At 63.3% G+C, this 25,104-nt stretch carries 26 protein-coding genes; 12 read left to right on the top strand and 14 right to left on the bottom strand.

Translation table 11 applies throughout. The annotated features are described in order from the left end of the window. Nucleotides 1–16 precede the first annotated feature (16 nt). From ACFVSJ_RS14020 to ACFVSJ_RS14000, 5 genes are all read right to left on the bottom strand, one after another. Nucleotides 17–1,009 carry an AvrD family protein gene (locus ACFVSJ_RS14020; protein WP_387437432.1) on the bottom strand — a complete coding sequence of 331 codons (993 nt, stop codon included), beginning with the start codon at nt 1,007–1,009 and terminating at the stop codon, nt 17–19. 25 nt (nt 1,010–1,034) lie between these two features. Then, nucleotides 1,035–2,495 (bottom strand): MFS transporter, encoded by a 1,461-nt coding sequence (locus ACFVSJ_RS14015; RefSeq protein WP_387437431.1) that lies wholly within the window; start codon nt 2,493–2,495, stop codon nt 1,035–1,037. Nucleotides 2,496–2,608: 113 nt separating this feature from the next. After that, the gene (locus ACFVSJ_RS14010) at nt 2,609–3,457 is read right to left on the bottom strand and encodes an MBL fold metallo-hydrolase (RefSeq protein ID WP_387437429.1); all 849 of its coding nucleotides are present in this window, start codon (nt 3,455–3,457) and stop codon (nt 2,609–2,611) included. Between the two features lie 35 nt (nt 3,458–3,492). Continuing rightward, complete coding sequence (locus ACFVSJ_RS14005; RefSeq protein WP_387437427.1) at nt 3,493–4,362, bottom strand: helix-turn-helix transcriptional regulator; 870 nt, start codon at nt 4,360–4,362, stop codon at nt 3,493–3,495. Between the two features lie 35 nt (nt 4,363–4,397). Continuing rightward, on the bottom strand, nt 4,398–5,069 hold the full coding sequence (locus ACFVSJ_RS14000; RefSeq protein WP_387437426.1) for a thioesterase II family protein: 672 nt from the start codon (nt 5,067–5,069) through the stop codon (nt 4,398–4,400). Nucleotides 5,070–5,189: 120 nt separating this feature from the next. Between ACFVSJ_RS14000 and ACFVSJ_RS13995 the strand changes: the two genes are divergently transcribed. After that, nucleotides 5,190–6,137: an NADP-dependent oxidoreductase gene (locus ACFVSJ_RS13995; RefSeq protein WP_387437425.1), complete on the top strand. Its 948-nt coding sequence runs from the start codon at nt 5,190–5,192 to the stop codon at nt 6,135–6,137. Nucleotides 6,138–6,216: 79 nt separating this feature from the next. On the opposite strand, the gene ACFVSJ_RS13990 is transcribed toward ACFVSJ_RS13995, so the two are convergent. Beyond that, nucleotides 6,217–7,569, bottom strand: coding sequence for a uracil-xanthine permease family protein (locus ACFVSJ_RS13990; protein ID WP_387437423.1), 1,353 nt, complete (start codon nt 7,567–7,569; stop codon nt 6,217–6,219). Between the two features lie 256 nt (nt 7,570–7,825). Between ACFVSJ_RS13990 and ACFVSJ_RS13985 the strand changes: the two genes are divergently transcribed. Together ACFVSJ_RS13985 and ACFVSJ_RS13980 are read left to right on the top strand one after the other, a co-directional pair. After that, the gene (locus tag ACFVSJ_RS13985; RefSeq protein WP_387437422.1) at nt 7,826–8,431 is read left to right on the top strand and encodes a malonic semialdehyde reductase; all 606 of its coding nucleotides are present in this window, start codon (nt 7,826–7,828) and stop codon (nt 8,429–8,431) included. A 195-nt stretch (nt 8,432–8,626) separates the two neighbouring features. After that, nucleotides 8,627–9,145, top strand: a complete 519-nt coding sequence (locus tag ACFVSJ_RS13980; protein WP_387437421.1) for a hypothetical protein — start codon at nt 8,627–8,629, stop codon at nt 9,143–9,145. On the opposite strand, the gene pgm is transcribed toward ACFVSJ_RS13980, so the two are convergent. Continuing rightward, nucleotides 9,142–10,803, bottom strand: coding sequence for a phosphoglucomutase (alpha-D-glucose-1,6-bisphosphate-dependent) (gene pgm / locus ACFVSJ_RS13975; protein ID WP_387437419.1), 1,662 nt, complete (start codon nt 10,801–10,803; stop codon nt 9,142–9,144). The two genes, ACFVSJ_RS13980 and pgm, sit on opposite strands and share 4 nt — an antisense overlap. 206 nt (nt 10,804–11,009) lie before the next feature. Next, complete coding sequence (locus tag ACFVSJ_RS13970) at nt 11,010–11,765, bottom strand: SDR family NAD(P)-dependent oxidoreductase (RefSeq protein ID WP_387437417.1); 756 nt, start codon at nt 11,763–11,765, stop codon at nt 11,010–11,012. A 218-nt stretch (nt 11,766–11,983) separates the two neighbouring features. On the opposite strand from ACFVSJ_RS13970, the gene ACFVSJ_RS13965 reads away from it, so the two are divergent. Further along, a complete protein-coding gene (locus ACFVSJ_RS13965; RefSeq protein WP_387437416.1) occupies nt 11,984–12,604 on the top strand; it encodes a DUF4190 domain-containing protein in 621 nt (206 codons plus the stop codon). Nucleotides 12,605–12,681: 77 nt separating this feature from the next. Here ACFVSJ_RS13965 and ACFVSJ_RS13960 read toward each other — a convergent pair whose 3' ends face one another. The 3 genes from ACFVSJ_RS13960 to ACFVSJ_RS13950 are packed head-to-tail and all read right to left on the bottom strand — an operon-like array spanning nt 12,682 to nt 16,421. After that, entirely contained in the window at nt 12,682–14,181 is a 1,500-nt protein-coding gene (locus ACFVSJ_RS13960) for a peptide MFS transporter (RefSeq protein ID WP_387437640.1), read from the bottom strand. Between the two features lie 55 nt (nt 14,182–14,236). Next, entirely contained in the window at nt 14,237–15,685 is a 1,449-nt protein-coding gene (locus ACFVSJ_RS13955; RefSeq protein ID WP_387437414.1) for an amidase, read from the bottom strand. After that, nucleotides 15,678–16,421 (bottom strand): Type 1 glutamine amidotransferase-like domain-containing protein, encoded by a 744-nt coding sequence (locus ACFVSJ_RS13950; protein ID WP_387437413.1) that lies wholly within the window; start codon nt 16,419–16,421, stop codon nt 15,678–15,680. The genes ACFVSJ_RS13955 and ACFVSJ_RS13950 overlap by 8 nt, the downstream gene beginning before the upstream one ends. Before the next feature lie 151 nt (nt 16,422–16,572). Between ACFVSJ_RS13950 and ACFVSJ_RS13945 the strand changes: the two genes are divergently transcribed. The 3 genes from ACFVSJ_RS13945 (at nt 16,573) to ACFVSJ_RS13935 (ending at nt 18,215) form a co-directional block, all read left to right on the top strand. After that, on the top strand, nt 16,573–16,899 hold the full coding sequence (locus tag ACFVSJ_RS13945) for a rhodanese-like domain-containing protein (protein WP_387437411.1): 327 nt from the start codon (nt 16,573–16,575) through the stop codon (nt 16,897–16,899). Between the two features lie 21 nt (nt 16,900–16,920). Further along, entirely contained in the window at nt 16,921–17,853 is a 933-nt protein-coding gene (gene pheA / locus ACFVSJ_RS13940) for a prephenate dehydratase (protein ID WP_387437410.1), read from the top strand. Nucleotides 17,854–17,984: 131 nt separating this feature from the next. Then, the gene (locus ACFVSJ_RS13935) at nt 17,985–18,215 is read left to right on the top strand and encodes a hypothetical protein (RefSeq protein WP_387437408.1); all 231 of its coding nucleotides are present in this window, start codon (nt 17,985–17,987) and stop codon (nt 18,213–18,215) included. Here ACFVSJ_RS13935 and ACFVSJ_RS13930 read toward each other — a convergent pair. After that, nucleotides 18,212–19,270, bottom strand: coding sequence for a diacylglycerol/lipid kinase family protein (locus tag ACFVSJ_RS13930; RefSeq protein ID WP_387437407.1), 1,059 nt, complete (start codon nt 19,268–19,270; stop codon nt 18,212–18,214). The two genes, ACFVSJ_RS13935 and ACFVSJ_RS13930, sit on opposite strands and share 4 nt — an antisense overlap. Before the next feature lie 100 nt (nt 19,271–19,370). Between ACFVSJ_RS13930 and serS the strand changes: the two genes are divergently transcribed. The 4 genes from serS (at nt 19,371) to ACFVSJ_RS13910 (ending at nt 22,958) form a co-directional block, all read left to right on the top strand. Then, on the top strand, nt 19,371–20,651 hold the full coding sequence (gene serS, locus ACFVSJ_RS13925; RefSeq protein WP_387437406.1) for a serine--tRNA ligase: 1,281 nt from the start codon (nt 19,371–19,373) through the stop codon (nt 20,649–20,651). Nucleotides 20,652–20,756: 105 nt separating this feature from the next. Continuing rightward, the gene (locus ACFVSJ_RS13920) at nt 20,757–21,602 is read left to right on the top strand and encodes an HAD family hydrolase (protein WP_387437405.1); all 846 of its coding nucleotides are present in this window, start codon (nt 20,757–20,759) and stop codon (nt 21,600–21,602) included. A 45-nt stretch (nt 21,603–21,647) separates the two neighbouring features. Further along, nucleotides 21,648–22,481, top strand: a complete 834-nt coding sequence (locus ACFVSJ_RS13915) for a DUF6597 domain-containing transcriptional factor (RefSeq protein ID WP_387437404.1) — start codon at nt 21,648–21,650, stop codon at nt 22,479–22,481. An 81-nt stretch (nt 22,482–22,562) separates the two neighbouring features. Further along, complete coding sequence (locus tag ACFVSJ_RS13910) at nt 22,563–22,958, top strand: DUF1761 domain-containing protein (protein WP_387437403.1); 396 nt, start codon at nt 22,563–22,565, stop codon at nt 22,956–22,958. Between the two features lie 3 nt (nt 22,959–22,961). Here the strand turns inward: ACFVSJ_RS13910 and ACFVSJ_RS13905 are convergent, their stop codons facing one another. Together ACFVSJ_RS13905 and ACFVSJ_RS13900 are read right to left on the bottom strand one after the other, a co-directional pair. Next, nucleotides 22,962–23,411: an SRPBCC family protein gene (locus tag ACFVSJ_RS13905; RefSeq protein WP_387437402.1), complete on the bottom strand. Its 450-nt coding sequence runs from the start codon at nt 23,409–23,411 to the stop codon at nt 22,962–22,964. 10 nt (nt 23,412–23,421) lie between these two features. Next, nucleotides 23,422–24,162, bottom strand: a complete 741-nt coding sequence (locus ACFVSJ_RS13900; protein ID WP_387437401.1) for an ANTAR domain-containing protein — start codon at nt 24,160–24,162, stop codon at nt 23,422–23,424. Nucleotides 24,163–24,414: 252 nt separating this feature from the next. Between ACFVSJ_RS13900 and ACFVSJ_RS13895 the strand changes: the two genes are divergently transcribed. Continuing rightward, nucleotides 24,415–25,101 carry a sigma-70 family RNA polymerase sigma factor gene (locus ACFVSJ_RS13895; RefSeq protein ID WP_387437400.1) on the top strand — a complete coding sequence of 229 codons (687 nt, stop codon included), beginning with the start codon at nt 24,415–24,417 and terminating at the stop codon, nt 25,099–25,101. The last annotated feature ends 3 nt before the right edge of the window (nt 25,102–25,104 follow it).

Raw genomic sequence — 25,104 nt, 5'->3', positions numbered from 1 at the left:
TTCGGTGTGTGTTTGTCTAGCGGGGAACTTCGTGGGCCACATCGCAGGTGATGCCGAGTTGGCTGCCGATGCGGCCTTCGATCTCGGCGCAGCGCCAGTTGCTGCCGTTGAGCGGCAGGATCCGGGAGCGCCGAAGTTTGACGTTGAGCGGAAGCCCGTTTTCGATGCTTGATGGTGGTTCGGTGGCAGTAATAACGGTGCGCCGCATCCAGAGGGTGTTGCTTTCGGCGCGGGTCAGGCCGTCAAGTTCGTAGAGCAGGACCTGCCCCAGCTGCAGCGTTGCGACGAATGCCTCCATGAGGGACAGGCCCGGCTGGTAGGCGCCTTCAAGCCCGACTGAGTCGTGTTGTTCGTCGAAGGGCTGTTCGATGGCGAGAGTTGCGCTGCCGCTCAGTTCGGTGTTTTCCAGCGTGATGTCCCGGATGTCGGTTTCCCGGGATTTATAGATATCCCCGTACACCCTCTTTGCCGCGTCACCCACCAAAGCATCCGGATTCTCCGTGCGGAGGTTTGCCTTGGACGCCACGCACAGCGGGTGGTGCAAAGCCAGGACGGCTTTCATGGAGGCCATCTCCACGTGGATCATCATGATTCCGTCATCGGATTGACCGTTGGTGGTGGCGGTGACGGGGAAGTTGTTCAAGATGTCCTCAATAGGGGTGGTTCCCGCGGTGAGGGTGAGCTGGCGGACGTAGACCGACGGCAGGATGGACGGTGAATACCGGCTGGCAAGCAGTGCCTCAGCTGCTTCCAGCGCCAGGACAATCGCATCCGTGGTGCCCAGGTGTGGCTGCTGCGCCGTTGAACCCTTGACTGACCAGTGGTCCCCGACCCGCACCGACCCGCGCGCCTCCATCAGCGTGGTTCCATCGGCCGTGTGGTGGATGGATAGTCCCCTCAGGGCCGGCGTGGTTTGGCGGTATCCGCTGCCGAAAAAGCGAGTGGATTTCGGGCCGAGATAGTCGTCGACATTGGCGAGGACGAGCGGGTCGGGGTAGGTCACGTTCATGGGACTGCGCTTTCTGTCGGTTCAGTCAGACGGATTCTGCGGGGACGAGCTCAGGTTCTGGTGAAACGGTCTTGCTGGAAGGCAGGAAAGCGAGGATTACTGCCGCGGTTCCGAGGATGATGACGGCGTTGATGAACAGCCCGAAGTGGACGCCGCCGAGGATGGCCTGTGCGGAGGCGGGATCCGCGAAGTTCGCCGTGGTGAAAGCCAAGGCAATGGCACTTACGATGGGCGTGCCGATGGTGAACGCTACTTGCTGGGTCTGACCGGCAAGACCGGAAGCAAGGCCCTGCTCCGAATCCGGAAGCCCGGACGTGACCGCAACCGTGTAAGCGACGATCACCAATACGTGGCCGAACCCGCCGATGGCCGTGGCAACCAGGATCTGCGTGAACCCAATCCCCGCATTCAGGCCCAGGAACAGGAAGCTGAGCGTGGACACTCCTTGAAGGGTGAGGCCCAGCACCAACGTGGCCTTCGCGCCGATCTTGTTGATGATGTTGGCAGCAACCAGTCCACCAGTGAATGCCCCCGCACCCAGGACACCAAAGGCAAGTCCCGTGGCCAGAGCCGTGGATTCCAGCACCCGTTGCAGGTAGATGGTCAGGAGGAACACCTTGCCGCTTTCCATGGAGAAGGTCACCAGCCCGCCCAGGTTGCCCAGGAAAACGGACGGGCGTTTCAGGATGGTGACGGCGGCAAGAGGATGGGAGGAGCGGGCTTCGATGTTCCAGAAGACGACGAATGCCACCACGGCCACGGCGAGCAGCACCAGCGTGGACGGGGAGGCCCAGCCTTCGCGTTCCACGGAGGTGACTCCGAGAACCAGGGCAAGGAGGCCGAGTGTCAGGGTGATGGCACCGGGAACATCCAGCTTCTGCTGCACTCGGGCGGAGAGGTCCTTGATCACAAAAGGTGCCAGGGCCAGGATGATGATTCCCACGGGAACATTGATGAAGAACGTGAAGCGCCAGCCGAACACATCGGTCAGCACGCCGCCCAGGACTGCCCCCACGGCAAAACCAAGGGAAAGCAGCGCTCCGTTGAGGCCCAATGCCTTGTTCCGCAGGGGACCCTCTTCAAACGAGGTGGTCAGCAGGGAGAGGGCGGCCGGCATCGTGATCGCCGTAGCGAGTCCTTGGCCGACGCGGGCCGCGAAAAGGACCGCCGGCTCGGTGGCAAGCCCACCCACGGCCGAAGCGACGGTCAGGATCACCATGCCGATAAGGAACAGCTTCTTCCGGCCGTAGTAGTCGCCGATCCTGCCCATCAGCAGTACAAGGCCGGCAGCAGAAAGAGCAAAGAGGGTGATGATCCACTGAAGGTCGCCGTCGGCAATTCCGAGCTCGCGGCCCATGGCCGGCAGTGCAACGGTGACGATCGAAAAGTCAAGGGCGAACATGAACTGAGCGCCCAGAAGCAGGGTCAGGACGAGCCGTTGGCGGCCCGTCAGCGATGGTGTTGGCAAAGAAGCTTTTGTAGACATGCTTCCAGCGTGCTGCCTGCCAACTACCCCATCCAGAGCTTGCTTATGGTGGTAGTTTCGCCACCTGCCTGGCCGCCACCCGGCTGCGTACTTCCACGCGCGGGGCCTGCTGTTTACGCGACCGGATCCCACTGCAGGCCGCCGTCTGAGTCCGGCGAAACGCGCCCGAAAACAACGTCCCCAAAGTGCATCCCCGCGCCGATGATGTCCGTGCCAGACAGAATTTCAAGCGTGCGCCTCCTCGATTCCACTGAGGCTGCCGGGTTGGCCTCGAAGCAGGAATTAAGCTGCGGCTGGGAAACCTGCACAGGGCTGTGCATGACGTCCCCGAAGCACAGCAGGCGCTCGCCGTTGGATTCGATGAGGTACGAGGTGTGGCCCAGCGTGTGACCGGGTGTTGCGACTGCCGTGATGCCCGGGACGATCTCTTCGCTGTCGCTCAGCGCGAGCCACTGGTCGTCGCCGTTCAGTCCGTGGTGGCGCAGTTCGAGTTCCGAGGCGCGGAGGGTTGCATCGCGCAATAGGTGACCGGGACCGTCGTCGTGGTTCAACCAGCCGGTGTGGTCATCGTGAAGGTGGGTGAAGACGGCGGCAGTGAGTTCTTGGGGGAGCTCGGCGTCCGCCAGGGCGCCACCGTGCATGTCGCCCAAGGAGGGATGCGACCGGACCGCCGGTAGACGCCGTGGTCCGAAGCCGGCGTCGATCATCACCGCCGCATCCGGTCCGGTGACAAGCAGTGAGCCGATTGAACCGGTCAGGTAGCCGTCTTGGCTGATGAGGTGGGGCATGCCAATGTAGTCGCCGCGGGGTCCGGACAGGGAGAACCACACGTCCGGGTGCAACTGGACGTACCCGTCCGGCAGGTACGTAACTGTGAAACTGCCGATGGTGATGCTTCGCTGGAGCGCAACGGCACTCCAGCGTTCACATTCGACGACGGCCGGGCGGGTTTGTGCTTCCAAGGAGACTCCTTCTGTGTGCGGCGCCCGGCAGCGGTTCAGCTGACGCGGGCCAGGGCTTCTGCGGTCCCGGAACCGGGCTTGGGCAGGTACAGGAAAACGCGGAGGTCGTCCCCACCAACGGGGTTCAAAACCACCGATTCAAAGGTGAGCCGGCCCAACTGGCTGTGGTCGAACACGATGTCCACATGTGGCTCCACACCCACAACGTAGCTTTCCCAGTAGTCCTTGAACTCGGGGGAAACGGAGGCGATCTTGTCCGCCAGCATCGCAAAGGTGGCGTCGCCTGGGTACATGGCTGCTTGCCGGTGGAACTGGGCAGCCATCATCCGGCCAGCCAGCTCCCGGTGTGGGTAATGGGCGGCGACATCCGGTTTGGTGAAGAACGCCTCAAGGCAGTTGGAGCCCACATGGATCCCGAACACATACTCCGAGATGGGATTGGTGGCCACCACGTTCCAGTACCGATCCACCACGTACGCGGGAAACTGGGTGAAACCGGCAAGGACGCGGCCCATGATCGCGCGGACCTCGGCTGCCGCGGACCGGCGGACCGGCTGCTGCTTGCCGGCGAGCTCGTACAGGTGCTCCAGCTCGCCACCTTCCATCCTGAGTGCCTGGGCTATCGCGTCCACAACATCGGAAGAGACGCCGATGTCCCGGCCCTGCTCCAGCCACGTGTACCAAGTGACGCCGACGTTGGCCAGGACGGCCACCTCTTCGCGCCTCAATCCGGGCGTACGTCGGCGGCTGCTGCTGGGCAGGCCCACATCCTGGGGCCGCAACTGCTGGCGCCGTGCACGCAGGAATCGTGCCAGGCCCTGACGCCGGGCCTCGGATTCATCCATGCCACGTTGGACGGCGAACCTGGGCGCCTCTGGACTGTCCGTCACGGTGGTGGGTGCCATGTCATGCCTGCGCTTTCTTGATTTCAAATCCTGTGTCAGGAGGCTGCTGCTGTTCCTGCGGGAAGTGCGTTGCAGGGAATCAGCTGCCTCAAAACAGTCATGAAATCGTCTTGCGCAGAACGGTGAAAAAGATGTCCCCCAACAACTTGATGGTAACGAGGTGCAGGGTCGCAGTAGTCCTCCCATTGCTGCATGCGACGAAAATTTACCAAGTTGTCTGTTGTTCCACAGATGACGTCAAGTTGCGTGGGAATCTTGTCACGCGGTGGAGAGTAGGCGCAGGCCCGCCGGACGCCGGCCTCCATTCGTTCGGTGATGTAGGCGGGAAGGAAGGCCGGAAGCGGCTCGGTTTCGTCGAGGATCCGCAGGGCTTCTTCACTGGCAGGGAGGGTGCCTGGCGGGGGTGAACCGCCCAGGATGACGGCGGCTGGAAGCTCCAGTCCCGCCGCTGAAAGCTGCCGGCACACCTCAAAGGCAACGAGTCCGCCCATGCTGTGCCCGTAGAAGGCCGCTGAAGCTATGTCTTCACCGGCAAGGAAATTCCGAGCCCTCGCAGCCATCTGTTCAATGGTTTGTGGTTCGCCCGTGCGGCACTCAAGGGGAACCCCGACCACCTTGATAGCAGGGCTCAAACGGGAGGACCACGAGCGGAATTGCCACTCCGAACCCCCGGCATGATGAAAGCAGAAGAGGGTTGTTCGGGCCATGAAGCGAGTATGTTGCCTGGCATTGTAGGCATCCAGTAGCTATTTATCCTGTTACAAATACTGCCCGGCTATTGGTCATTTTTCTGGAATTACTACAAATGTGACCGGGTTGGAACGGACATGAGAGCACTAGGCGTAATCAATTATGGCGGACCGAAAAACCTTGAATTGCTGGAAGTAGCAGAGCCTGTACCGGGGGAGGGTGAAGTGCGCGTCCGTATCCATGCCGCGGCCGTCAGTCCCACGGACTTGATGCTCCGCAATGGCCAGCACGCGGCAACCATTTCCGCGCAGAACCTCCAGCCGCCGTACATCCCGGGGATGGACCTGGCTGGCGTTGTTGATGCCCTCGGCCCGGGGCACGACGGCCGGCTGAAGGTAGGAGACCCGGTGGTGGGCATCGTGTTGCCGTTCCCCACCGGGGCGTATGCGGACAAGATCGTCCTCCCGGTGGAATCGGTGGTTGCAGCACCGGACGGTGTCGATTTCGTGGCGGCCTCCACTTTGCTCATGAATGCGGCGACGGCAAGGATCGCGTTGGACCAGCTGGCGCTGGCACCTGGTCAAACCCTGGCCATTACTGGGGCCTCCGGAGCGCTGGGCGTGTACGCCATCCAGTTGGCGAAGACCGACGGGCTTACGGTGATCGCGGACGCCGCGCCCGACGACGTAGAATCTCTTCGCTCGTTCGGCGCCGACTATTTAGTCCCTCGCCGTGGCGACTTCGTGGCGGATGTGCGCGCCTTGGTGCCCGACGGTGTGGACGGCGTCCTCGATGCCGCGGTCCTCAACGGCGCAACGTTCGGAGCCATCCGAGATCACGGGCAGCTGGCGGTGGTCCGGGCCTGGGATGGCATCGGCGAACGCGGTATCCAGGTCCATCGGGTGTACGTGGGTTCGGTTCTCAAGGAGACTGCCCTGCTTCAGGAACTCGTCCGCCAGGCCGAGGAAGGTGTTCTGACATTGCGGGTGGCTGACGTCTTCGCTCCCGAAGATGCCTGGAAGGCTCACGAACAGCTGGAAGCCGGCCGGGTCCGGGGACGGTTCGTGATCGACTTCAGTTCGTAGGGGCTCGGTGTAACGCACGACGCCGGTCCCCGCCGCGTGGGGGGACCGGCGCCGTCGCGCTGTGGTGAGCGCCTCAGCCTTACTTCTTCTTCCCCTGTCGCTTCGCCGCAGCATTCATCGCCGACTTCACCGCGGGTGGCAGCCCTGCCGTCTCCGTCTCGGGCTCAGCGACGGTGCCGCGCCAACGGGCCAGCCCCTTCATGCCGTGGTAGATCACCAATGCAGCGGCGGAACCAAGCGCGATGCCCGTGAACTTCAGCTCCCCAATGGTCCACGTGTAGTCCGCGATGCCAATGATCAGCGCAACGGCGGCGGTGGTGAGGTTGATCGGGTTGGAGAAGTTGACCTTGTTCTGCACCCAGATCTTCACGCCAAGCACGCCGATCATGCCGTACAGCATGGTCGCGGCACCGCCCAGCACACCGGCCGGGACGGTCGCGATCAGTTCGCCGAATTTCGGGGAGAAGCTCAGCAGGATGGCGAAGATACCGGCCACCCAGTAGGCCGCCGTCGAGTAGACCTTGGTGGCGGCCATGACGCCGATGTTTTCCGCGTACGTCGTGGTGCCGGAACCGCCGCCGAACCCGGCAAGTACCGTCGCGACGCCGTCGGCCATCAGCGCTCGTCCGGAGACGCCGTCGAGGTTTTGGCCCGTCATCGCGGCCACCGATTTCACGTGCCCTACGTTCTCAGCCACGAGCACCAGCACTACGGGGACGAACAGGCCCACCACGCCAAGGTGGAACTCGGGCGTCTGGAAGGTCGGCAGGCCCACCCAGGCTGCGGCGTCCATCTTTTCGTAGCTGACCTCGCCGCGCATCATCGCCACGAGATAGCCCACCACGACTCCTACCAGAATGCTGAGGCGTCCCAGGATCCCGCGGAACAGGACAGAAACGAGGATGATCGTGACCAGCGTGATCAGCGCGGTGACGGGTGCGGCGTCGAAGTTGTTCTTCGCTGCCGGCGCGAGGTTCAGGCCGATCAGCGCCACAATCGCACCGGTGACGATCGGGGGCATCAGCCGGTTGATCCATTCGGCGCCAAACTTCTGCACCACCGCGCCGATCAGCGCCAGTACGACGCCGGCAAGCACCACGCCGCCCAAGGCGCCGGCAACGCCGTACTGGTCTTGGGAGGCGAGGATCGGGGCGATGAACGCGAAGCTGGAACCCAGGTAGCTGGGCACGCGGCCTTTGGTGATCACGAGGAACAACAGGGTGCCGATGCCCGAGAAGAACAGCGTGGTGGCCGGGGGCATGCCCGTAATGATCGGGACGAGGAACGTTGCGCCGAACATCGCCACGACGTGCTGCATCCCGATGCCGATGGTCAGGGGCCAGGCGAGCCGCTCGTCGGGGGATACCACGTGGCCGGGCCGAATGGTCCTGCCGTTGCCGTGGAGCTTCCATTTGATGCCGAGCATGCTCATGGCGGGCCTTCCTCAGAAGAATGTTTGGGGTTCGGTGCAACATTACCGCCGTTGTGGGGCCTGCTCACGCGCCTCGCGCGCCGAATAGGGCGCAAATCGGGCCTCACAACGCAAGGAAACGACACGCGGAGTCACGCTGTGTGCCCAACGTCACGTGCCGTCATGGGAAGAGGACAGACGAAGTTGAAGTTGCAACCATGGAAAGCAGAAGAGCCCGGCCGCTCAGATAGGCGAGGGCACAGCGAAAGGTTTATCCATGACGATTGCCCACGAAGAAGCAGTCATTGACGCCGCAGCAGTCGACGCCATTTTTGCCGAAGCCCGCACGGCCAACAGCTTTTCCGGTGAAGTCACCGACGAGCAGGCCCGTGCCATCTACGAGCTGACCAAGTTCGGCCCCACTGCCTTCAACTCCCAGCCGCTCCGCGTGACCTACGTCCGCTCGGATGAGGCCCGCGCCAAGCTGGTTGACCACCTGTCCCGCGGTAACCAGGCCAAGACCGCCTCGGCTCCGCTCGTCGCCATCCTGTCCTACGACACCGACTGGCAGGGCCAGTGGGACAAGTTCCTCCCGGCCTACGGCGCACCCAAGGCCATGTACGACGACAATGCCGAGCTCGCCGCCAGCACAGGCAACAACAATGCCCACCTTCAGGCCGGCTACTTCATTCTTGCCGTCCGCTCCCTCGGTTTCGCCGCCGGCCCCATGACGGGCGCCGACTTCGCAGCAATCGACGCAGAGTTCTTCCCGAACGGCGACCAGAAGAGCTTCCTCATCGTCAACATCGGCCAGCCCGGCCCGGACGCTTGGGGCGAAGCCAAGCCGAAGTTCGCTTACGACGACGTGGTCCGCACGGTCTGATTCCCGCCCTTCCACGGCAACGCTCTCGCATTTCGATGCGAGAGCGTTGGCGTTTAAGGGCATTTACGTGAGAGATGGTTGGGGATTTTGGGCGGTTTGGTGAGAGAGCGTCCGGGAGGCTGGCGCTCTCTCACGAAACCGCACCGTCACGGGAATCCTCTCGCACTCCCAGCTCGCGGTGGCACACTATTGCCTATGCGGAACCTCATTTGGGTGGCGTTTACCGAGCCGGTGCATCCCGGCTTGGTTTTTCCGCGCAGCGACTGGCCGCTCCACATCACCTTGTTAAGGTTCGACGTCGGCCCTGACGGAAGTGCCGACGTCGCCGGTGTCCTGGCAGGCTTGGCCGAAGCACCGGTCAGCGGCGCGCTCGGAGCGGAACTGACGGTGGGGGAGGATGCCGGTTTCGGCCACCTCGGTTCCATTCCGGTGAGCCTGATCGAGCGCAACCCGCTTTTGCAGGGACTGCACGAGGAACTCGTTCAGGCGGCGGTGACCAACGGGGCCAGGATCGCCACGCCGAACTACATCCTGGACCACTACCGGCCACACATCTCCCACCACGACGGCAAGCGCCTGAGTCCGGGAGACGTCGTCGTGCTTGACCAGATAGCGCTGGTGGACATGGCGCCGGAAGGCAACCACACCGTCCGCCGCATCCTCAGGTTATGGACCCAGGATGGGGCGGAAGGCGAAGACAGCCAAAGCGCCTAGGCGATAACCCCGTCAACCAAGGCCTTGGCTTCCTCCTGCACCTGCTTCAGGTGGTCTGCGCCCTTGAAGGACTCGGCGTAGATCTTGTAGACGTCCTCGGTGCCGGACGGGCGGGCCGCGAACCACGCGTTCTCGGTGACCACCTTCAGGCCGCCGATCGAGGCGCCGTTGCCCGGAGCCTCCGTAAGCTTGGCGGTGATTTTTTCCCCGGCCAGGGTGGTGGCAGTGACGTCGGAGGCGGAGAGCTTGCCGAGCTTGGACTTCTGATCGCGCGTGGCGGCGGCATCGATGCGTGCGTAGACCGGGGCGCCGAACTGGTCGGTCAGGCCTTTGTAGAGCTGGGAGGGCGAGGAGCCCGTGACAGCTGTGATCTCGGAGGCGAGGAGGGCCAGCAGGATGCCGTCCTTGTCCGTGGTCCACACGCTGCCATCGCGCTTGTTGAAGGAAGCGCCGGCCGATTCCTCGCCACCGAAGGCTCCTTCGCCGGAGAGCAGGCCGGGCACGAACCACTTGAAGCCCACGGGAACCTCAACCAGCTTGCGGCCCAGTCCGCCTGCGACGCGGTCGATGATCGATGAGGAAACAAGCGTCTTGCCCACCACGGATGCGGGGTTCCAGCCGCTGCGGTTTCGGTACAGGTAGTCGATGGCGACGGCGAGGTAATGGTTCGGGTTCATCAGCCCACCGTCGGCGGTGACGATGCCGTGGCGGTCGGCGTCGGCGTCGTTGCCGGTGGCGACGTCGTACGCGGCCTTGCCGTCCGCCCCCACGGACATGCGCTGGATCAGGGAGGCCATGGCCGACGGCGACGAGCAGTCCATACGGATCTTCTCGTCCCAGTCGAGAGTCATGAAGGCCCACTGCGGGTCGACGGTCGGGTTCACCACAGTGAGGTTGAGCTGGTGGCGTTCACCGATCTCACCCCAATAGTCCACGGACGCGCCGCCCATGGGGTCGGCTCCGATACGGACGCCGGCATTCCGGATCGCGTCGAGGTCCAGGACGGAGGGGAGATCGTCAACGTAGCTGCTGAGGAAGTCGAACTTGCCCGTGGTTTCGGCGTTGAGGGCGTCATTCAAAGGGATGCGCTTGACGCCGCGCAGCCCGTTTTCCAGGAGCTGGTTGGCACGCTCGGCAATCCAGCCCGTGGCGTCCGTGTCTGCAGGACCGCCATGCGGAGGGTTGTACTTAAAGCCACCGTCGGCAGGCGGGTTGTGGCTCGGCGTGACCACGATGCCGTCGGCCTGGGGAGTCCCCGGCGCAGCTTCACGGTTGTACTTGAGGATTGCGTGGCTCAGGGCCGGAGTGGGGGTGTAGCCGTGGCGGGCATCCACCAGGACCGTAACGCCGTTGGCGGCCAGGACCTCCAAGGCGGAGTTCTGCGCAGGCTCACTCAGGGCGTGGGTGTCGCGGCCAATGAACAGGGGCCCCGTGATTCCCTGGCGCCCGCGGTACTCGACGATTGCCTGCGTGATGGCAAGAATGTGGGCTTCGTTGAAGGAAGCCTTCAGGCTGGAACCGCGGTGCCCCGACGTTCCAAACGCCACGCGCTGCGCGGGATCACCCAAATCCGGAGCCACGTCGAAATACGCGTCCAGCAGGGCTGTGATGTCAACAAGGTCCTGGGGAAGGGCAACTGTGCCCGCTCGGCTAGCCATGGGGTCCAGCATGCCAGACCCCCGCCCGCTCAGGTAGGAGATGTCCGTGATGCGGCCCCTATGACGCCGAATGGCGGACAGCTGGAACAAAGGGACTAAAGATTCATTCCGGTTTAAGGTTGCGGACAGCTTCCCGGGCCAAGCAAAAAGACCCTTCCGATCCAGTGAATCGGAAGGGTCCAATAACCCGGGAGGGAACAAACAGGCTAGACGGCCGTGTAGCCGCCGTCGGCCAGGACGTAGGAGCCGGTCATGAAGCTGGCCTTGTCCGAGAGCAGGAACGTGGTGACGTTCGCGATTTCTTCCGGTCGGCCCAGGCGGCCCAGTGAGTGCTTCGCTTCAAGGCCACTGATGACTTCCTTGGGAGCGTTGGCCAGCAGCGGGGTTTCGATGTAGCCAGGGCCAATCGCGTTGATACGCAGTCCCTGTGCCCCGTATTCGGCTGCGGCGTTCTTGGTCAGGCCCACCACGCCGTGCTTGGCCGCGGTGTACGCAGCGTTGCCCAAGGCGGCGACGGTGCCGTGGATCGAAGCCATGTTGACGATCGCGCCCTCGGAGGCGCCCGCAGAGAGGATGGCCGGGATCTGGTAGCGCATGCCGTACAGGACGCCGCTGAGGTTGATGGCGATGACGCGGTCCCAATCCTCAAGGTCCACGTCGCCCACCGGAGCGTTGGCGCCCCCGATGCCGGCGTTGTTAACTGCATAGTTCAGGGCACCATAGGTCTCAACAGCAAAGTCCACCGCCTTCTTGCTGTCTTCCGCTACCGCAGTGTTGGCCTTGAAAGGAACTGCCTTGCCGCCGGAAGCCTTGATTTCCTCGGCCACGCGGGTTGCTGCGTCGAGATTGACGTCCACCACAACCACGTTGACGCCGTTGTTCGCGAGGTCCTTGCTGATCGCTTCCCCGAGACCCGAACCGCCGCCGGTGACGAGTGCCGTTTTGCCTTGGAAGTTACCCATGATGTCCTCCTTCGCGGGACGGATCCCGCTGATGATCGTTGTAGCGCTGCTTACGTCGCTATTAGGGGCAACCCAGCCCCAGTCGGGCATATTCCATGCATATGCATGAATCTCATCACAGTAATGCACCTCCGCTGATCACTGCTACGCGCCCTACTTATGCGGGGCACTTGGCGGCGGTAGGGTTGGGATCAAAGACCATTCACAGGGGGATACCTATGTCAGAGCAACCAGCCAAGGGCAACGAAGACAAGCCCGCGGGATACGAACCGCCACAGTACGTTCCGCCCGCAGAATTCAGTGCGCCGAACCAGGGCGGCTCGGTTCCGCCACCGCCGTCGTATGAATCAACCACCCAGCCGCTGCCGCCGTATGAGCAGAATGCCTACACGCAGAACGCACAGGGCCAGAGCGACTTCTACACCCAGCCCACGCCGCCGTCCAGCTCGTACACGCCGGGAGACTACAGCCAGCAGCCGCCGTCGCCGTACACCCAGCCGACGTCTCCGTACAGCCAGCCGCCGAGCCCGTACCAGCAGCAGCCGTATGGCCAGCCGAATCCGTACGGCCAGCCGGCGTACTACGCCATGCCTTCGCAGCCCAAGGGCCTGAGCATCGCGAGCATGATCTGCGGCATTGCCACGCTTGTGGGCTTTGGATTCTTCATCCTCCCGCAGATCGCAGCCGTGGTCCTGGGCCACCTCGGCTTGAAGCGCGAACCTGCCGGCAAGGGCATGGCCATCGCCGGCCTCGTGATGGGTTACATCGGGGTTGCCTTGGCCCTCATCTGGATCATCTTCATAGTGGTCGTGGGCGCTTCAAGCCGCTACAACTACTAAACGCGAACGACGACGGCCGTCGCCTCGGATGGGATTCCCACAGAAGGCGAGGGCCGTCGTCATTTCTGTAAGCGGTATTACCGCACCCCCGCCATGAGCTTCTTGATCGCCGGAGTCGACGCAGCAAGTGCTACCGCCAGCGCCACGGCCACACCGCCGATGCCCAGGAAGTAGGGGAGCTCGTCGTCGGGGTTGTAGAGGCCCGCGAGAATGCCTGCAAGGGTGGTGCCCAGCGAGACCGACAAGAAGAACAGCGCCACCATCTGGGTGTGGAAGGCTTTCGGCGCGAGCTTGGTACTTACGGACAGCCCAATGGGGGAAAGGCAAAGTTCCGCCAGCGTAAAGAGGAACAAGATGCCAACCAAGGCCAGGAGTGGGGTCTTGCCGCCGCCGGCCAGCGGGATGAACGCCAGGAATGCCAGGCCCATGATGAACAGGCCCATGGAGAACTTGAACGGCGAACTCGGCTGCCTGGAGCCCAACTTGGTCCAAAGCGCGGCCATGACGCCGGCGAAGATGATGATGAACACCGGATTGATCGACTGGACCCACGCTGCCGGCATTTCCCAGCCGAACAGGTTCCGATCCAGCTTCTCCTCCGAGTACACGGCGATGAACGTGAACTGCTGCTGGAACAGGGCCCAGAAGGCAGCCGAAGCAACGTAGAGCGGGATGAACGCCAGGACGCGCTTGCGCTCAAGACCGGTGACCAGTGGGCTCCGGAAGATCAGGAACAGATAGATTACCGAGGCACCGATGGCAGCGTAGGCCATGCTGCGCGCGAGGTTGTCCGCATTGACGGTGCCCGTGCCGAGCAGTACGCCGATCACCACGAGGATGCCCAGGAAGATCAGGCCGTACTTGGTCCGATCAGCCGCGGGGAGGGGGTTCGGAACCCGGTGCGCTTCCTCGGGAAGACGTTTGCGTCCCAGGGAGTAGATCACCAGGCCGATCGCCATGCCCACTGCTGCCGCGCCGAAGCCCCAGTGGAAGCCGTTGCTTTCCTGCAGCCAACCCGTGACCAGCGGGCCAATGAGGCCACCGATGTTGATGCCCATGTAGAAGATGGAGAAGCCGGCGTCCCGGCGTTCGTCCTTCTCGCTGTACAGGGTGCCTACCAGTGCCGTGGCGTTGGCCTTCAAACCGCCTGAACCTACGCCCACCAACACCAGGCCCGCGATCAGGCCCGGAATTCCGGGGATAAGGGCCAAGGCGATGTGGCCCATCATGATCATGATGGCCGAGCCAAAGAGGACCTTCTCCGAACCGAACAAGCGGTCTGCGAGCCACGCACCAAGGATGGTGGACAGGTAGACGCCGCCACCGTATGCGCCCACCAAGCCTGCGGCGAGGCCCTTGTCGATGGACAGGCCGCCCTGGTCGGCCGTGAAGTACATGTAGTAAAGCAGGATGCCCTGCATGCCGTAGAAGGAGAATCGCTCCCACATCTCCACGGAGAAAAGGCTGGCCAACATTTTTGGGTGGCCGAAGAATGACGTATCGCCCGGGGTTTTGGCAGGCGGAGCCGTGGTTTGAGGTGTGCTCATTTCCTCAATGCTGGCACTGACTGCGGGCATTGTCACATCGACCAATGCCCCTGGCAACCGCATTCCATATGCTAGACGTCCGGTTTTACGCGGCCTCCAGCGTTGCCGCGACTTGGAGAAGCTGCAGCTCAGACCCCGTGCGGCCAATGAGTTGGATTCCCATCGGCAGGCCGTTCTCCGTGGTGTGGACCGGGATACTGATCGCCGGCAGCCCGCACACGTTCACCATGGAACTCCAGGGTGCGTACTCACACTGCCTCTTGTAATCCTCATCCGCGTCTCCGGCCCACTCGCTCGGCCAGGGTTCGCTGCTGTGCCCGCCGCCCGTGAACCAGCCGATCGGGCGCGGAGTCTGGGCCAACGTGGGCATGAGGATGACGTCCCACGGTGAATACTGCGCGATCGTGTCGTGGGCGAATTGCCGCAGGAACCCCAAGGCCTCGTTCACCTTCGCGGCGCTCCGCTGTTGCGCCCGACGCCGGAAGGTCCGGGTCAGCGGGGTCAGCAGCGCTTCACGCTGGGGTGCTATCCGAGCACTTCCGACGCCGGCAGTCCAGGCCGCGGTAAAGGCTTCGGAATAGCGGTTGTCATAGCGGATTTCCGCTTCTCCCACGCGGTGGCCAGCCTTCTCCAGCAGGTTCCGGCCACGATTGAGGGCGTCCAAGGCCTCCGGCTCGACGTCGAACGGGTAGAGCCCTGCCCAGGGGCTGTCGAGACTGACGCCGATCTTCAGGGATTTCGGCGCCCGCCCGATGTTGGCGAGGTAACCGCCGTCGGGCCTGTCTTCAAAGGGCACCAGCGCGTCCAGCAGCAGCGCGGCATCGGCTGCGTTCTTCGCGAGAGGTCCGGCGACCACCAACTTGGCCGCGTCACCAGCGCTCGTCCCGGAGGGCACCAGGCCCCGTCCCGGTTTCAGCCCCACCAGCCCGCAGGCGCCGGCCGGGATGCGGATGGAGCCGCCGCCGTCGGTCCCCGGCGCGAACGGGACCATGCCCGCCGCCACTGCGGCAGCGCTCCCACCGGACGAACCACCCGAGCTGCGGGCCAGCGAATGAGGATTGCGCGACGGCGGTGCCACGCGGTTCTCGCTGTACGCGGTGAGTCCGAATTCCGGAACCTGCGTCTTGCCCAGCGAGATGACCCCTTGAGCCTTCAAGGTGGCTGCGAGGGCGCCATCTTCGGGGGCGGGCTTGTGCTCCAAGGCGGCACTGCCGTGGGTGGTGGGGACGCCCGCAATATCCGTGAGGTCCTTGAAGGCGAGGGGCATTCCATGCAACAAGGGGAGTTCGCTGCGCTCGCTGTGTGCGTGGCGTTGGTCCGCTGCCTCGGCCTCGGACAGGGCCTGCCCGGCAGTCACGGTGATGAAGGCGCCGAGGTGCTTGTTGCGGGACTCGATGATGGAGAGGAAATGGAGGGTGGCCTCGCGGGCAGACAGTTCGCCGCCGGCCAGGACGTCCCGGAGTTCGACGGCCGTCAGTGCTCCGATGCCGGACTGGTCTGTGGGGGAAGAGGATTGAGGGGCGGACTCAGCCAAGAAAACGCGACTCCAACCGTTCCTCCACTGCTACTGCATCAACGCTCTCGCCGGCACCGGCCGTCACCCGGAAGGCGGCCTTGTTCTTCACCGAGGAAACCACCTCCACCAGTTCCGTGCCCCGGTAAACCAGCCCAACGCCGTCGTCGGTGCAGTGGGTTTCCCCGAGCGTGCCGTTGGCTACCAGCTTGTGGACCGTCGGGCGGCGACGGAGTTCGGAATCGAAGTGGACACCGTTGCTGTAGGGCAGGAAGCCGAGGGAGTTCGTGACCGGCTTGAGGTCGGGACCAAAGGAATCGGTGACGCCGCCTTTGAACCAACAGATGGATCCTGCTGATACGCCGGCCAGGACCACGCCGCTCTCCCAGACTTTCTTGAGGACGCGGTCCAATCCATGCGCACGCCACACTGCCAGCAGGTTAACCACCGAGCCGCCGTTGACCCAGACCACGTCCTGCTCCAGGAGATACGCCTCGGGATCCTCGACGTTGGGCATGGTGAAGAGGTTGAGGTGGCTCAGGTCGAAACCGGAGATGCGGGCAGCCTGGTCCATTTCAGCAGCCCACCAGCGCTGGTCGCCGCCGGCCGTCCCGATGTGGGCGATCCGCGGAGCCCGGCCTGTGACGCCGGAGAGTTCCACTGCGTAGCCCACCAGGGAGTCGAACTCGATCCGCGTACGGCTGCCCTGCTTGTACCCGCCGGACGTGGCAAGAATAGTGGGTTGGCCAGCAGCCATGGTCCTGCTCCTTAATGCCGTTGGGGGTTGGCTGGCTCCCAGTCTTCGCGCGAAATCCATGGCGTGCAAGCCATGACCAGAGTCCGGGCGCGGCACGGTTCGGCGGGTACTAGGCTTGATGCAGACTCCTGAACCGATGGAAGGGACTGCCATGAGCGACTTCGAAACAGTGCCGGTAGGCGATATTCCGGCCGACGCGAGCATCCTGGATGTCCGCGAGGACTACGAATGGGTTGCCGGCCATGCCGAGGGCGCACGCCACATCCCCATGGACCAGCTCCCCGCCCGCTTGGAGGAACTGGACCCGGACGACGATTTGTTTGTCATTTGCCGCACGGGAGGCCGTTCGTTCCGGGTAGTGCAGTGGCTCGTGGCCCAGGGATACTCCGCAGTGAATGTGGGCGGTGGCATGGACATGTGGTTCGAGGCAGGCAAGCCCATGGTTTCGGACAACGGCCTCAAGCCTGTAGTCCTTTAGTACCCAGCAAGGAATATATTGATGCAGGCAGTTCCCACGTACACATTCCTGGGCCCGGAAGGGACTTTCACCGAGGCTGCTCTCATGCAGGTGCCGGGGGCTGCGGATGCCACGCGTGTTCCTTGCACCAACGTAAACACCGCCTTGGAACGCGTCCGCGCCGGTGAAGCCGACGCGGCCATGGTTCCCATCGAGAACTCGGTGGAGGGCGGTGTGACGGCAACCCTCGACGCGATTGCCACAGGCCCGGAGCTTCGAATCATCCGCGAGGCCCTGGTTCCCATCACGTTCGTGCTCGTGGCGAGGCCCGGCGTCGAGCTTTCAGACATCAAACGGATCTCCACGCACGGTCACGCCTGGGCGCAGTGCCGCCTGTGGATGGATGAACATATTCCCGACGCAGACTATGTCCCGGGCTCATCCACAGCGGCGGCAGCGATGGGCCTGCTGGAGCCCGATGCGGCCTATGAAGCAGCCATCTGTGCGCCGTTGGTGGCTGCCGAACAGCCCGGACTGAACATCCTCGCGGATAACATTGGCGACAACCCTGACGCCGTGACTCGATTCATCCTGGTTGGCCGGCCGGGCGCCTTGCCTGAGCGGACGGGTGCGGACAAGACCACGGTGGTTGTGCCCCTGCCGGAGGACCACCCCGGTGCGTTGATGGAGATCCTGGACCAGTTCGCTTCCCGCGGTGTGAACCTGAGCCGCATCGAGTCCCGGCCCACAGGGCAGTACCTGGGCCACTACTTCTTCAGCATCGACGCCGACGGCCATGCCTCCGATTCCCGCGTGGCGGATGCCCTTGCCGGGCTCCACCGGATCAGTCCCGGGACGCGCTTTTTGGGCTCCTACGCCCGGGCCGACCAGCAGGCCGCAGTGGTGGCTCCGCACACCTCGGATGCCGCTTTTGCGTCCGCGCATGCCTGGGTGGAATCCATCCTGAAGGGCTGATCGTTTTGTTCGGCCAACGCCCGGTCCAGCGAAATCATTGACGCTTCAACCCCCTTTCGCGTGACTGTAACTGTGCGTATGCTTGCCTGATCCATAGACGATGGATGAATGCCCAAACGAAGGGAGACGTCATGTCAGTCCACCGCGATGACAAAGACGGCCAGGGCATGATCGTCAATCCCAAGCCCTCCGGTGACAACAAGGACGACTGGGACGGCGACGAAGCCGACCGTGCGGATCGACTCCGTTTTGAGGAAGAACAGGCCATGATCCGCGAGCAGGCCGAAACACGCGCAGCTGCCAAGGCGGCGGCCGAAGAAGCAGAGCGCAACGCTGCCGAACCCGACAAGGGAACTATCTAGAGGGCGCCCTTCGGTACCCGTACCAGCAGCGAACCGGGCTGCACCTGGACGGTGACCTCGGTCGCCTCACCTGACGGATCGCCGTCGAGCTGTGTTGCCATGGGTTCCTGGCTGCGGATGGTGACCTTCTGCGAGCGATAGAAGTTCATCACCGGCAGGTTCCTGTTGTGCTTGAACAGCACCTTCGCGTACATGGCGATCCAGCCGACCGCGCTGCGTGGACTCATCACCACGATGTCCAACATGCCGTCATCCACCATGGCCTGAGGAATGAAGTCGATGCCGCCGGGGATCAAACCACAGTTGGCAAAGAGTACGCTGCGGATTTTCCGGGCCTGTTCGGTTTCATCATCCATGGCGATGGTGACGCGTTTCCGGCGCCCCGGCAGATGCCGCACGCCAGCCTCGGTATAGGCGAGCCAGCCCACGGTCTTCTTGAGGTCTTCCTTGGTGTCGCCAACAACTTCCGCGTCGAGGCCCATGCCCGCGATCACCAGGAACGTGTGCGTGGACGATTCCCCGGTGATGCTGTTCTCGATGCCCATGGTGGCGGTGTCGATGTAGCGCTGGTGCCCGAACAAGGCCACCTGGATGCAGTCCGCGAGATCGTACACATCCAGTTCCACATTGCGGGCCAGCAGATTGCCTGTGCCCAAGGGAATCAGGCCCATCGCTACGCCGCTGTGCGCCAGTGACTCGGCCACCACCCGCACGGTACCGTCACCGCCGCAGGCAAGAACGACGTCGGCCCCAGACGCAAGTGCCTGGCGGGACTGGCCGTAACCCGGGTCCTCGGGCGTGGTTTCGAAGAAAACGGGAGGGTCCCAGCCGGCCAGCTCGCAGGCCTCGATGATCGCCTGGCGCGTTTCCGCGGACTTGTTCTTCACCGGGTTGAGGATTACGGCGACCCTTTGCTGGCCGGGGTTGGGCTTGTGCGCGTCCTCGGCAACAGCACTCCGGATATGGCGGGCCTTCAACCGGCGCACACCCCACCAACTGGAGACGGCAAACACCACGCCCCCAGCGAGAATCACCCACCAGATCCAGTCGCTCATTGTGCTCCAACACTATCCGTTCCGGCGGAGGCCCTTTGCGCCGGGCGGGAACTGTGCTTCACGGGACAGGGAATCGTGGCCGATTCGATACTCTTGTGTGGTGATCGACGTAAAAGACCTCAGCGAAAACCCGGACAAGTTCCGTGCCAGCCAGCGCGCCCGTGGCGCCGACGAGTCCGTTGTGGACGCGATCATCTCCGCAGACTCCGACCGCCGTGCTGCACTGATCCGCTACGAAACCCTCCGCGCCGAGCAGAACGCTTTCGGCAAGAAGGTCGCGCAGGCCAAGGGCGAGGAGAAGCAGGCCCTGCTGGCCGAGGTCAAGGAACTGGCAAACGCCGTCAAGGCCGCCTCGTCGGAGGCAGATGCCGCGCAGGCCAAGCAGGAGGAACTCCTCCGCGTCATCCCCAACCTCGTGGTGGACGGCGTGCCCGAGGGCGGCGAAGACGACTTCGTTGTGGTCAGGACCGTGGGCACACCCCGCGAGTTCCCCGACTTTGAGCCGAAGGACCACCTGGAGATCGGCGAACTGATCGGTGCCATCGACATGGAGCGCGGTGCCAAGGTTTCCGGTGCGCGCTTCTACTTCCTGCGCGGCGTTGGTGCCCGGTTGGAGATGGCACTCCTGCAGATGGCCATGGACCAGGCCATCGAGGCCGGCTTCATCCCCATGATCACCCCCACTTTGGTGCGTCCGGAGACCATGCAGGGCACCGGCTTCGATGTAAAGCACGACGCCGAGATCTACCGTCTCGCTGAAGACGACCTTTACCTTGTAGGAACCTCGGAGGTGGCCCTCGCCGGCTACCACGCGGACGAGATCCTGGACCTCTCCGCGGGCCCCATCCGCTACGCGGGCCAGAGCTCGTGCTACCGCCGCGAAGCCGGTTCGCACGGCAAGGACACCCGAGGCATCATCCGTGTGCACCAGTTCAACAAGGTGGAGATGTTCATCTACACCACCGTTGAGGAAGCCGCCGCCGAGCACGAGCGCTTGCTGGCGTGGGAAGAGGAAATGCTTGCCAAGTGCGAGCTTCCATACCGTGTGATCGACACTGCCGCAGGCGACCTGGGCATGTCTGCTGCCCGCAAGTTCGACTGCGAAGCCTGGGTCCCCACGCAGAACGCGTACCGCGAGCTCACGTCCACCTCCAACTGCACCACGTTCCAGGCCCGCCGCCTCAACATCCGCGAACGCGTGGTCAATGACGAGGGCGTTGCCAAGGGCACCCGCGCCGTGGCCACGTTGAACGGTACCCTTGCCACCACGCGTTGGATCGTGGCCCTGCTGGAGCACCACCAGAACCCGGACGGTTCCGTGAACGTACCGAAAGCGCTGCAGAAGTACTTGGGCGGTTTGGAAGTCCTCCCGGTCCTGTAGTTTTCGCGGGGCCGGGGTTCGCAGCAGGGAGTGTTCACCCACCGTTAAGCCCTTGCTGTGGCCCCGGTCCTATGCCGTGTCAGTGGTGTCTGTTCTACTGGAACCATGACTATTTTGACTGAAAATACAGTTGCTGGCATCGATGACCAGCCAAATAAAAACCAAAAGCTCATGATCGCGCTGGACGTGGACGGCACCTTGGTTGACCACGACGGCCACATGTCTCCGGCCGTCCGGGACACCGCCCAGGCCGTGGTTGCCAACGGCCACGACGTCATGATTGCCACCGGACGCTCGCTCAACGCAACCCTCCCCATCATCGAACAGATCGGCCTGGAACGCGGATACGCGGTGTGCTGCAACGGCGGCGTCACCCTGCGTCTGGATCCGGCCCTTGAATCCGGCTATGAGATCATCCACAAGGCCACGTTCGATCCCGCTCCTGCACTCAAGGCACTCCGGGAACGCCTGCCCAACGCGAAATATGCCCTGGAGGACGAGGAGGGAAACTTCCTCTCCACGGAACGTTTCCAGGACGCCAGCTTCGGCGTCGAGTCGATCGGTGTGGATTTCCAGACCATGCTGGACTCCGTTGCTGTGCGCGTTGTGGTCTTCAGCAGCGAGAACACGTCTGAGGAATTCAACGCGGCCATCCACCACATCGGCCTGTCCGGCGTGACCTACTCCGTGGGTTGGACGGCGTGGCTGGACATCGCAGCCGAGGGCGTCACCAAGGCAAGTGCCCTCGAGGCCCTGCGCCTGCAGCTCGGTACCGACCCGGACAATACCCTGGCAATCGGCGACGGCCGCAATGACATCGAGATGCTCACGTGGGCAGGCCGCGGCGTCGCGATGGGCCAGGCCCCGGAGGAAGTGCTCGCCGTCGCGGACCAGGTCACCGCGTCAGTATTCGACGACGGCGCCGCCTTGGTTCTGCGCGAACTGCTGTAAGTGCCACTCGCCTTGCGATGAGCGGCCGACTCCTAGACTGGGGCTGTGCTCTATGAAGAGATCCCGGCGCCGCCCGGGCTGCGGCCGTTCGTTGCCGGGATGTGGTTCATCCGGGCCGAGCCGAGGGCGAAGTACGAGAAAATCCTCCCGGGACCCTCGGCCCACCTGATCCTGAATTTGTCCGATCCTTACCGGCTCATCACGCCATCGGAGGACGGAAGCAGGACCACCGAAGTCTCCGCAGGGTTCTACGCCGGCCTCCAGCGCAGTTACTTGATCAGTGAGAATCCGGAACGGATGTTCAACGTAGGTGCGCGCCTGACTCCCTACGGCCTGGCAGCGTTCACCAGCCAGCCGCCGTCGAACATCCAATGCCGCGTGGTGGATGCCGAGTCAGTTTTTCCCGGGTTTACCGGACTCAGGACACGGTTGCGGCTCGCCGGTCCGGGGGAAGCGTTCGCTGCCTTGGGCGAGTTCCTGGCCAGCCGGCTCCGGGTGGGCTACAGATCGGATGCCAGGACCCGACACCTGGTGGAGACGCTCGAAGCGCGGGATGTGGAGGTAGCGGCGCTTGCCGCGGAAACCGGCATCAGTTCCTCCACGCTTGAGCGAATCATGATGCGGGATTGTGGAGTGAACGCCAAGACCTATTCGGACGTGTGCCGCTTCTACAGGTTCGTCAACGCTGCTGCGGCCATGCCGCGAGGGGCCGTCCCAGGCCGTGACCTCCTGGAGTTGGCCGACTACTACGACCAGCCACACCTCATCCGTGCCTTCAGGAAATTCAGTGGGTTCACGCCGACGGAGTACCTGCGGGTAGTGCAAAGCTACGGCGCGGAATACGCCACGTTCGTCCCGCTCGAAGACATTGCCTGGTGACCATGGGGATTTTTTACAAGACGGTGCGCCCACGCCGGCCGTACAGTCCACCCAGGATCTGAACAACCTGGGAGGACATCCATGGACATCCACATCAATTGGCTTGCCGTGCTGCTGGCAGCGCTGGCCACGTTCGTTGTTGGCGGACTTTGGTACTCGTTGCTCTTCGCGAAACCGTGGCAAAAAGCGGTCGGTGTCACTGACGAACAATTGAAATCCGGGACGGCACGGGTCTTCGCAGGCTCCTTCATTCTGGCGCTGGTCATGTCCGTTTTCCTTGCGGCCTTTATTGGCCGCGCAGGTTTCGCTTTCGGGACGTTGGCAGGTTTGGCCGCCGGGACGGGGTGGGTTGCCACGGCCCTCGGTGTGAACTACCTGTTTGAACGCCGCAGTCCAGTGTTGTTTGCCATCAACGGGAGCTACAACATGGTGACTTTCACGGCCATGGGAGCCATCATCGGGGCCATGCAGGGCTGAGCGTCAGCCCACCTGCCCCCGCCACGCACCCGTCTCCCGGCCCCGGTCCTCGATGGATTCCTTGAACTTTTCCAGGTCCGCGGCCACCTGCATTTCATCGGCTGAGAGTGCGGCCCCGGCCTTTTCGACGAAGCCTTGCGGTTCCCACTCCAGGGTCACGCTTACGCCGCAGTGGTCCGGTCCGAGGGTGTCGAACCGGACTGTGCCTGCGTTGCGGGGTGATTCGGTGCTCTCCCAGCTGATGACGGTGTCCGGAACCTGTTCGGTGATACGGGCGTCGTATTCCCTCTTGACGCCGCCTACTTTGGTGGCGAAGTGCAGCGTGCTGTCATCGATCTGCCGGACGCTCTCCACCCCGCTCATGAATTCGGGAAAGGTCTCGAATTGGGTCCACTGGTTGTAGGCCACGGTCACGGGTACCTCGACTTCAACTGCCTTGGTGATGGTTTGCATGGGAATTCCCTTACTTGAAGTGTGTTTCGATGGGTCCGCCGCCGGCGGTGTCAACGATTGCCTGTGCCACGTCCCGAAGTTTGACGTTCCTGTTGCTGGAAGCTCGCTTGATCAGGTCTACGGCGTCGGCTTGGCTGCAGCGGTTCTGGGCGATGATGATGCCCGTTGCAATATCTATGACCGTCCGTGATGCCATGGCCGCGCGGAGGTCCGCCGCGGTTTGGCTGTGTTGGGCCAGCATGACTGCCAGGCGCAATCCCTTGGCGGCCTGCTGCACGTAGTCCGTGGCGCGTTGCACGGCCGCTTGGTTGAATGCGGTGGTGCCCTCGGAATACAGGTTCAGTCCCGCCTTCGCTGAGTCGTCCGAGAGTGGGAAGGGCAGCGCCAGGATGGAGTGCACGCCCTGCTGAACGGCCACATCCGCGTAGTCGGGCCAAGTGGTGTCCGTTTGCAGGTTGGGTATGTGAACTTGGACGTCTTCGCGGGCGGCTGTAAGGCATGGCCCGTCAGCGAACTGGTATTGGAGTTCGTCAAGCATCAGGGCGCGGTCACTGCTGCTGGCAACTGTTGCCGCGGAACGGGGCCTCAGCAGGGTGACTCCGCAGAAAACCTCGGCGTCCGGGGCGCTGAACATGGCGGCTGAGTGTCGGGCCAATTCGCTGAGGAATGCCTCCACATCCGGGTTGTCCAGCAGCAGGTCCTGTATCTCCGCCGCGACGGGCTGGGTTTCAGTGGGTTCCTGTTCATTCACGGGTACCTCCGATCCTCGGGTTCGGAGCGACTCTTCGGTCCTGGTCCCGAACAGCCACTTACAAACAATCATAAGTACCCTTGGTTTAAGATAGTAAGTATGCTTGGCTTTTAAGGAGAGTCTTGCCGTAGGCTCACCCCGCCCGATCGGTCCAAGGATTTGAAGCCCATGCGACAGGCCCGACCATTTCATGCATCCACCCGTGCCAACTCGTCGGAAAGTACGCTTCGGCGGAGCTTTTGCGATGGCTTGGTGCTGGATCACCTCAACCTCGCAAAATCCATTGCGGCAAGATACTCCGCCCATACCCACGACCTGGACGACGTCCGCCAGGTCGCCTACATGGGCCTCATTAAAGCCGCCCGTGGCTATGACGAAGCCAAGGGGGTCAGTTTTCCGGCCTACGCTGCGCCAACCATTGCAGGCGAGGTCAAAAGATATCTCCGCGATCATTGCTGGGTTGTCCGTCCGCCCCGGCCCATCCAGGATTTGCGGCGGCAGGTCTTGGCACGCAGCGAAGAAATGACCCAGGTCCTGCAACGCACGCCGTCACCGGAGGAGGTGGCGGAGGACCTGCAGATGGAACCGTGCCAGGTACGCGAGGCCCTGATGGCAGGAACCAGCAAGCGTCCGGATTCGCTGGATGCTCCCGCCGGCGAAGGGCGGGACAGTCTTCAAGGGACCCTGTCGAGCGCCGGGTGCCCCACGGACAAGTTGGAAGATGTCCTCGCTTTAAGGAATGCCATCCGGACCTTGAGCCCAGAGGACCGGCACCTCCTCTACCGGAGGTATTACCGCGAGGAAACGCAGTCGACCATTGCCGAGGCACTAGGCATGTCCCAGATGCAGGTTTCGCGCAAGCTGTCCAAGATCCTGGTCGCCTTGCAGACACAGCTGCTGGAGACCGAAGAAGAGATGCAGGACGGCACAGCGCCGTAGGCC

Origin of the sequence: Paenarthrobacter sp. NPDC058040, from assembly GCF_042885775.1 — a bacterium.
Lineage (GTDB): Bacteria > Actinomycetota > Actinomycetes > Actinomycetales > Micrococcaceae > Arthrobacter.
Note: the sequence above shows the minus strand (reverse complement) of the source record. Positions and strands in the feature narration are given on the sequence as shown.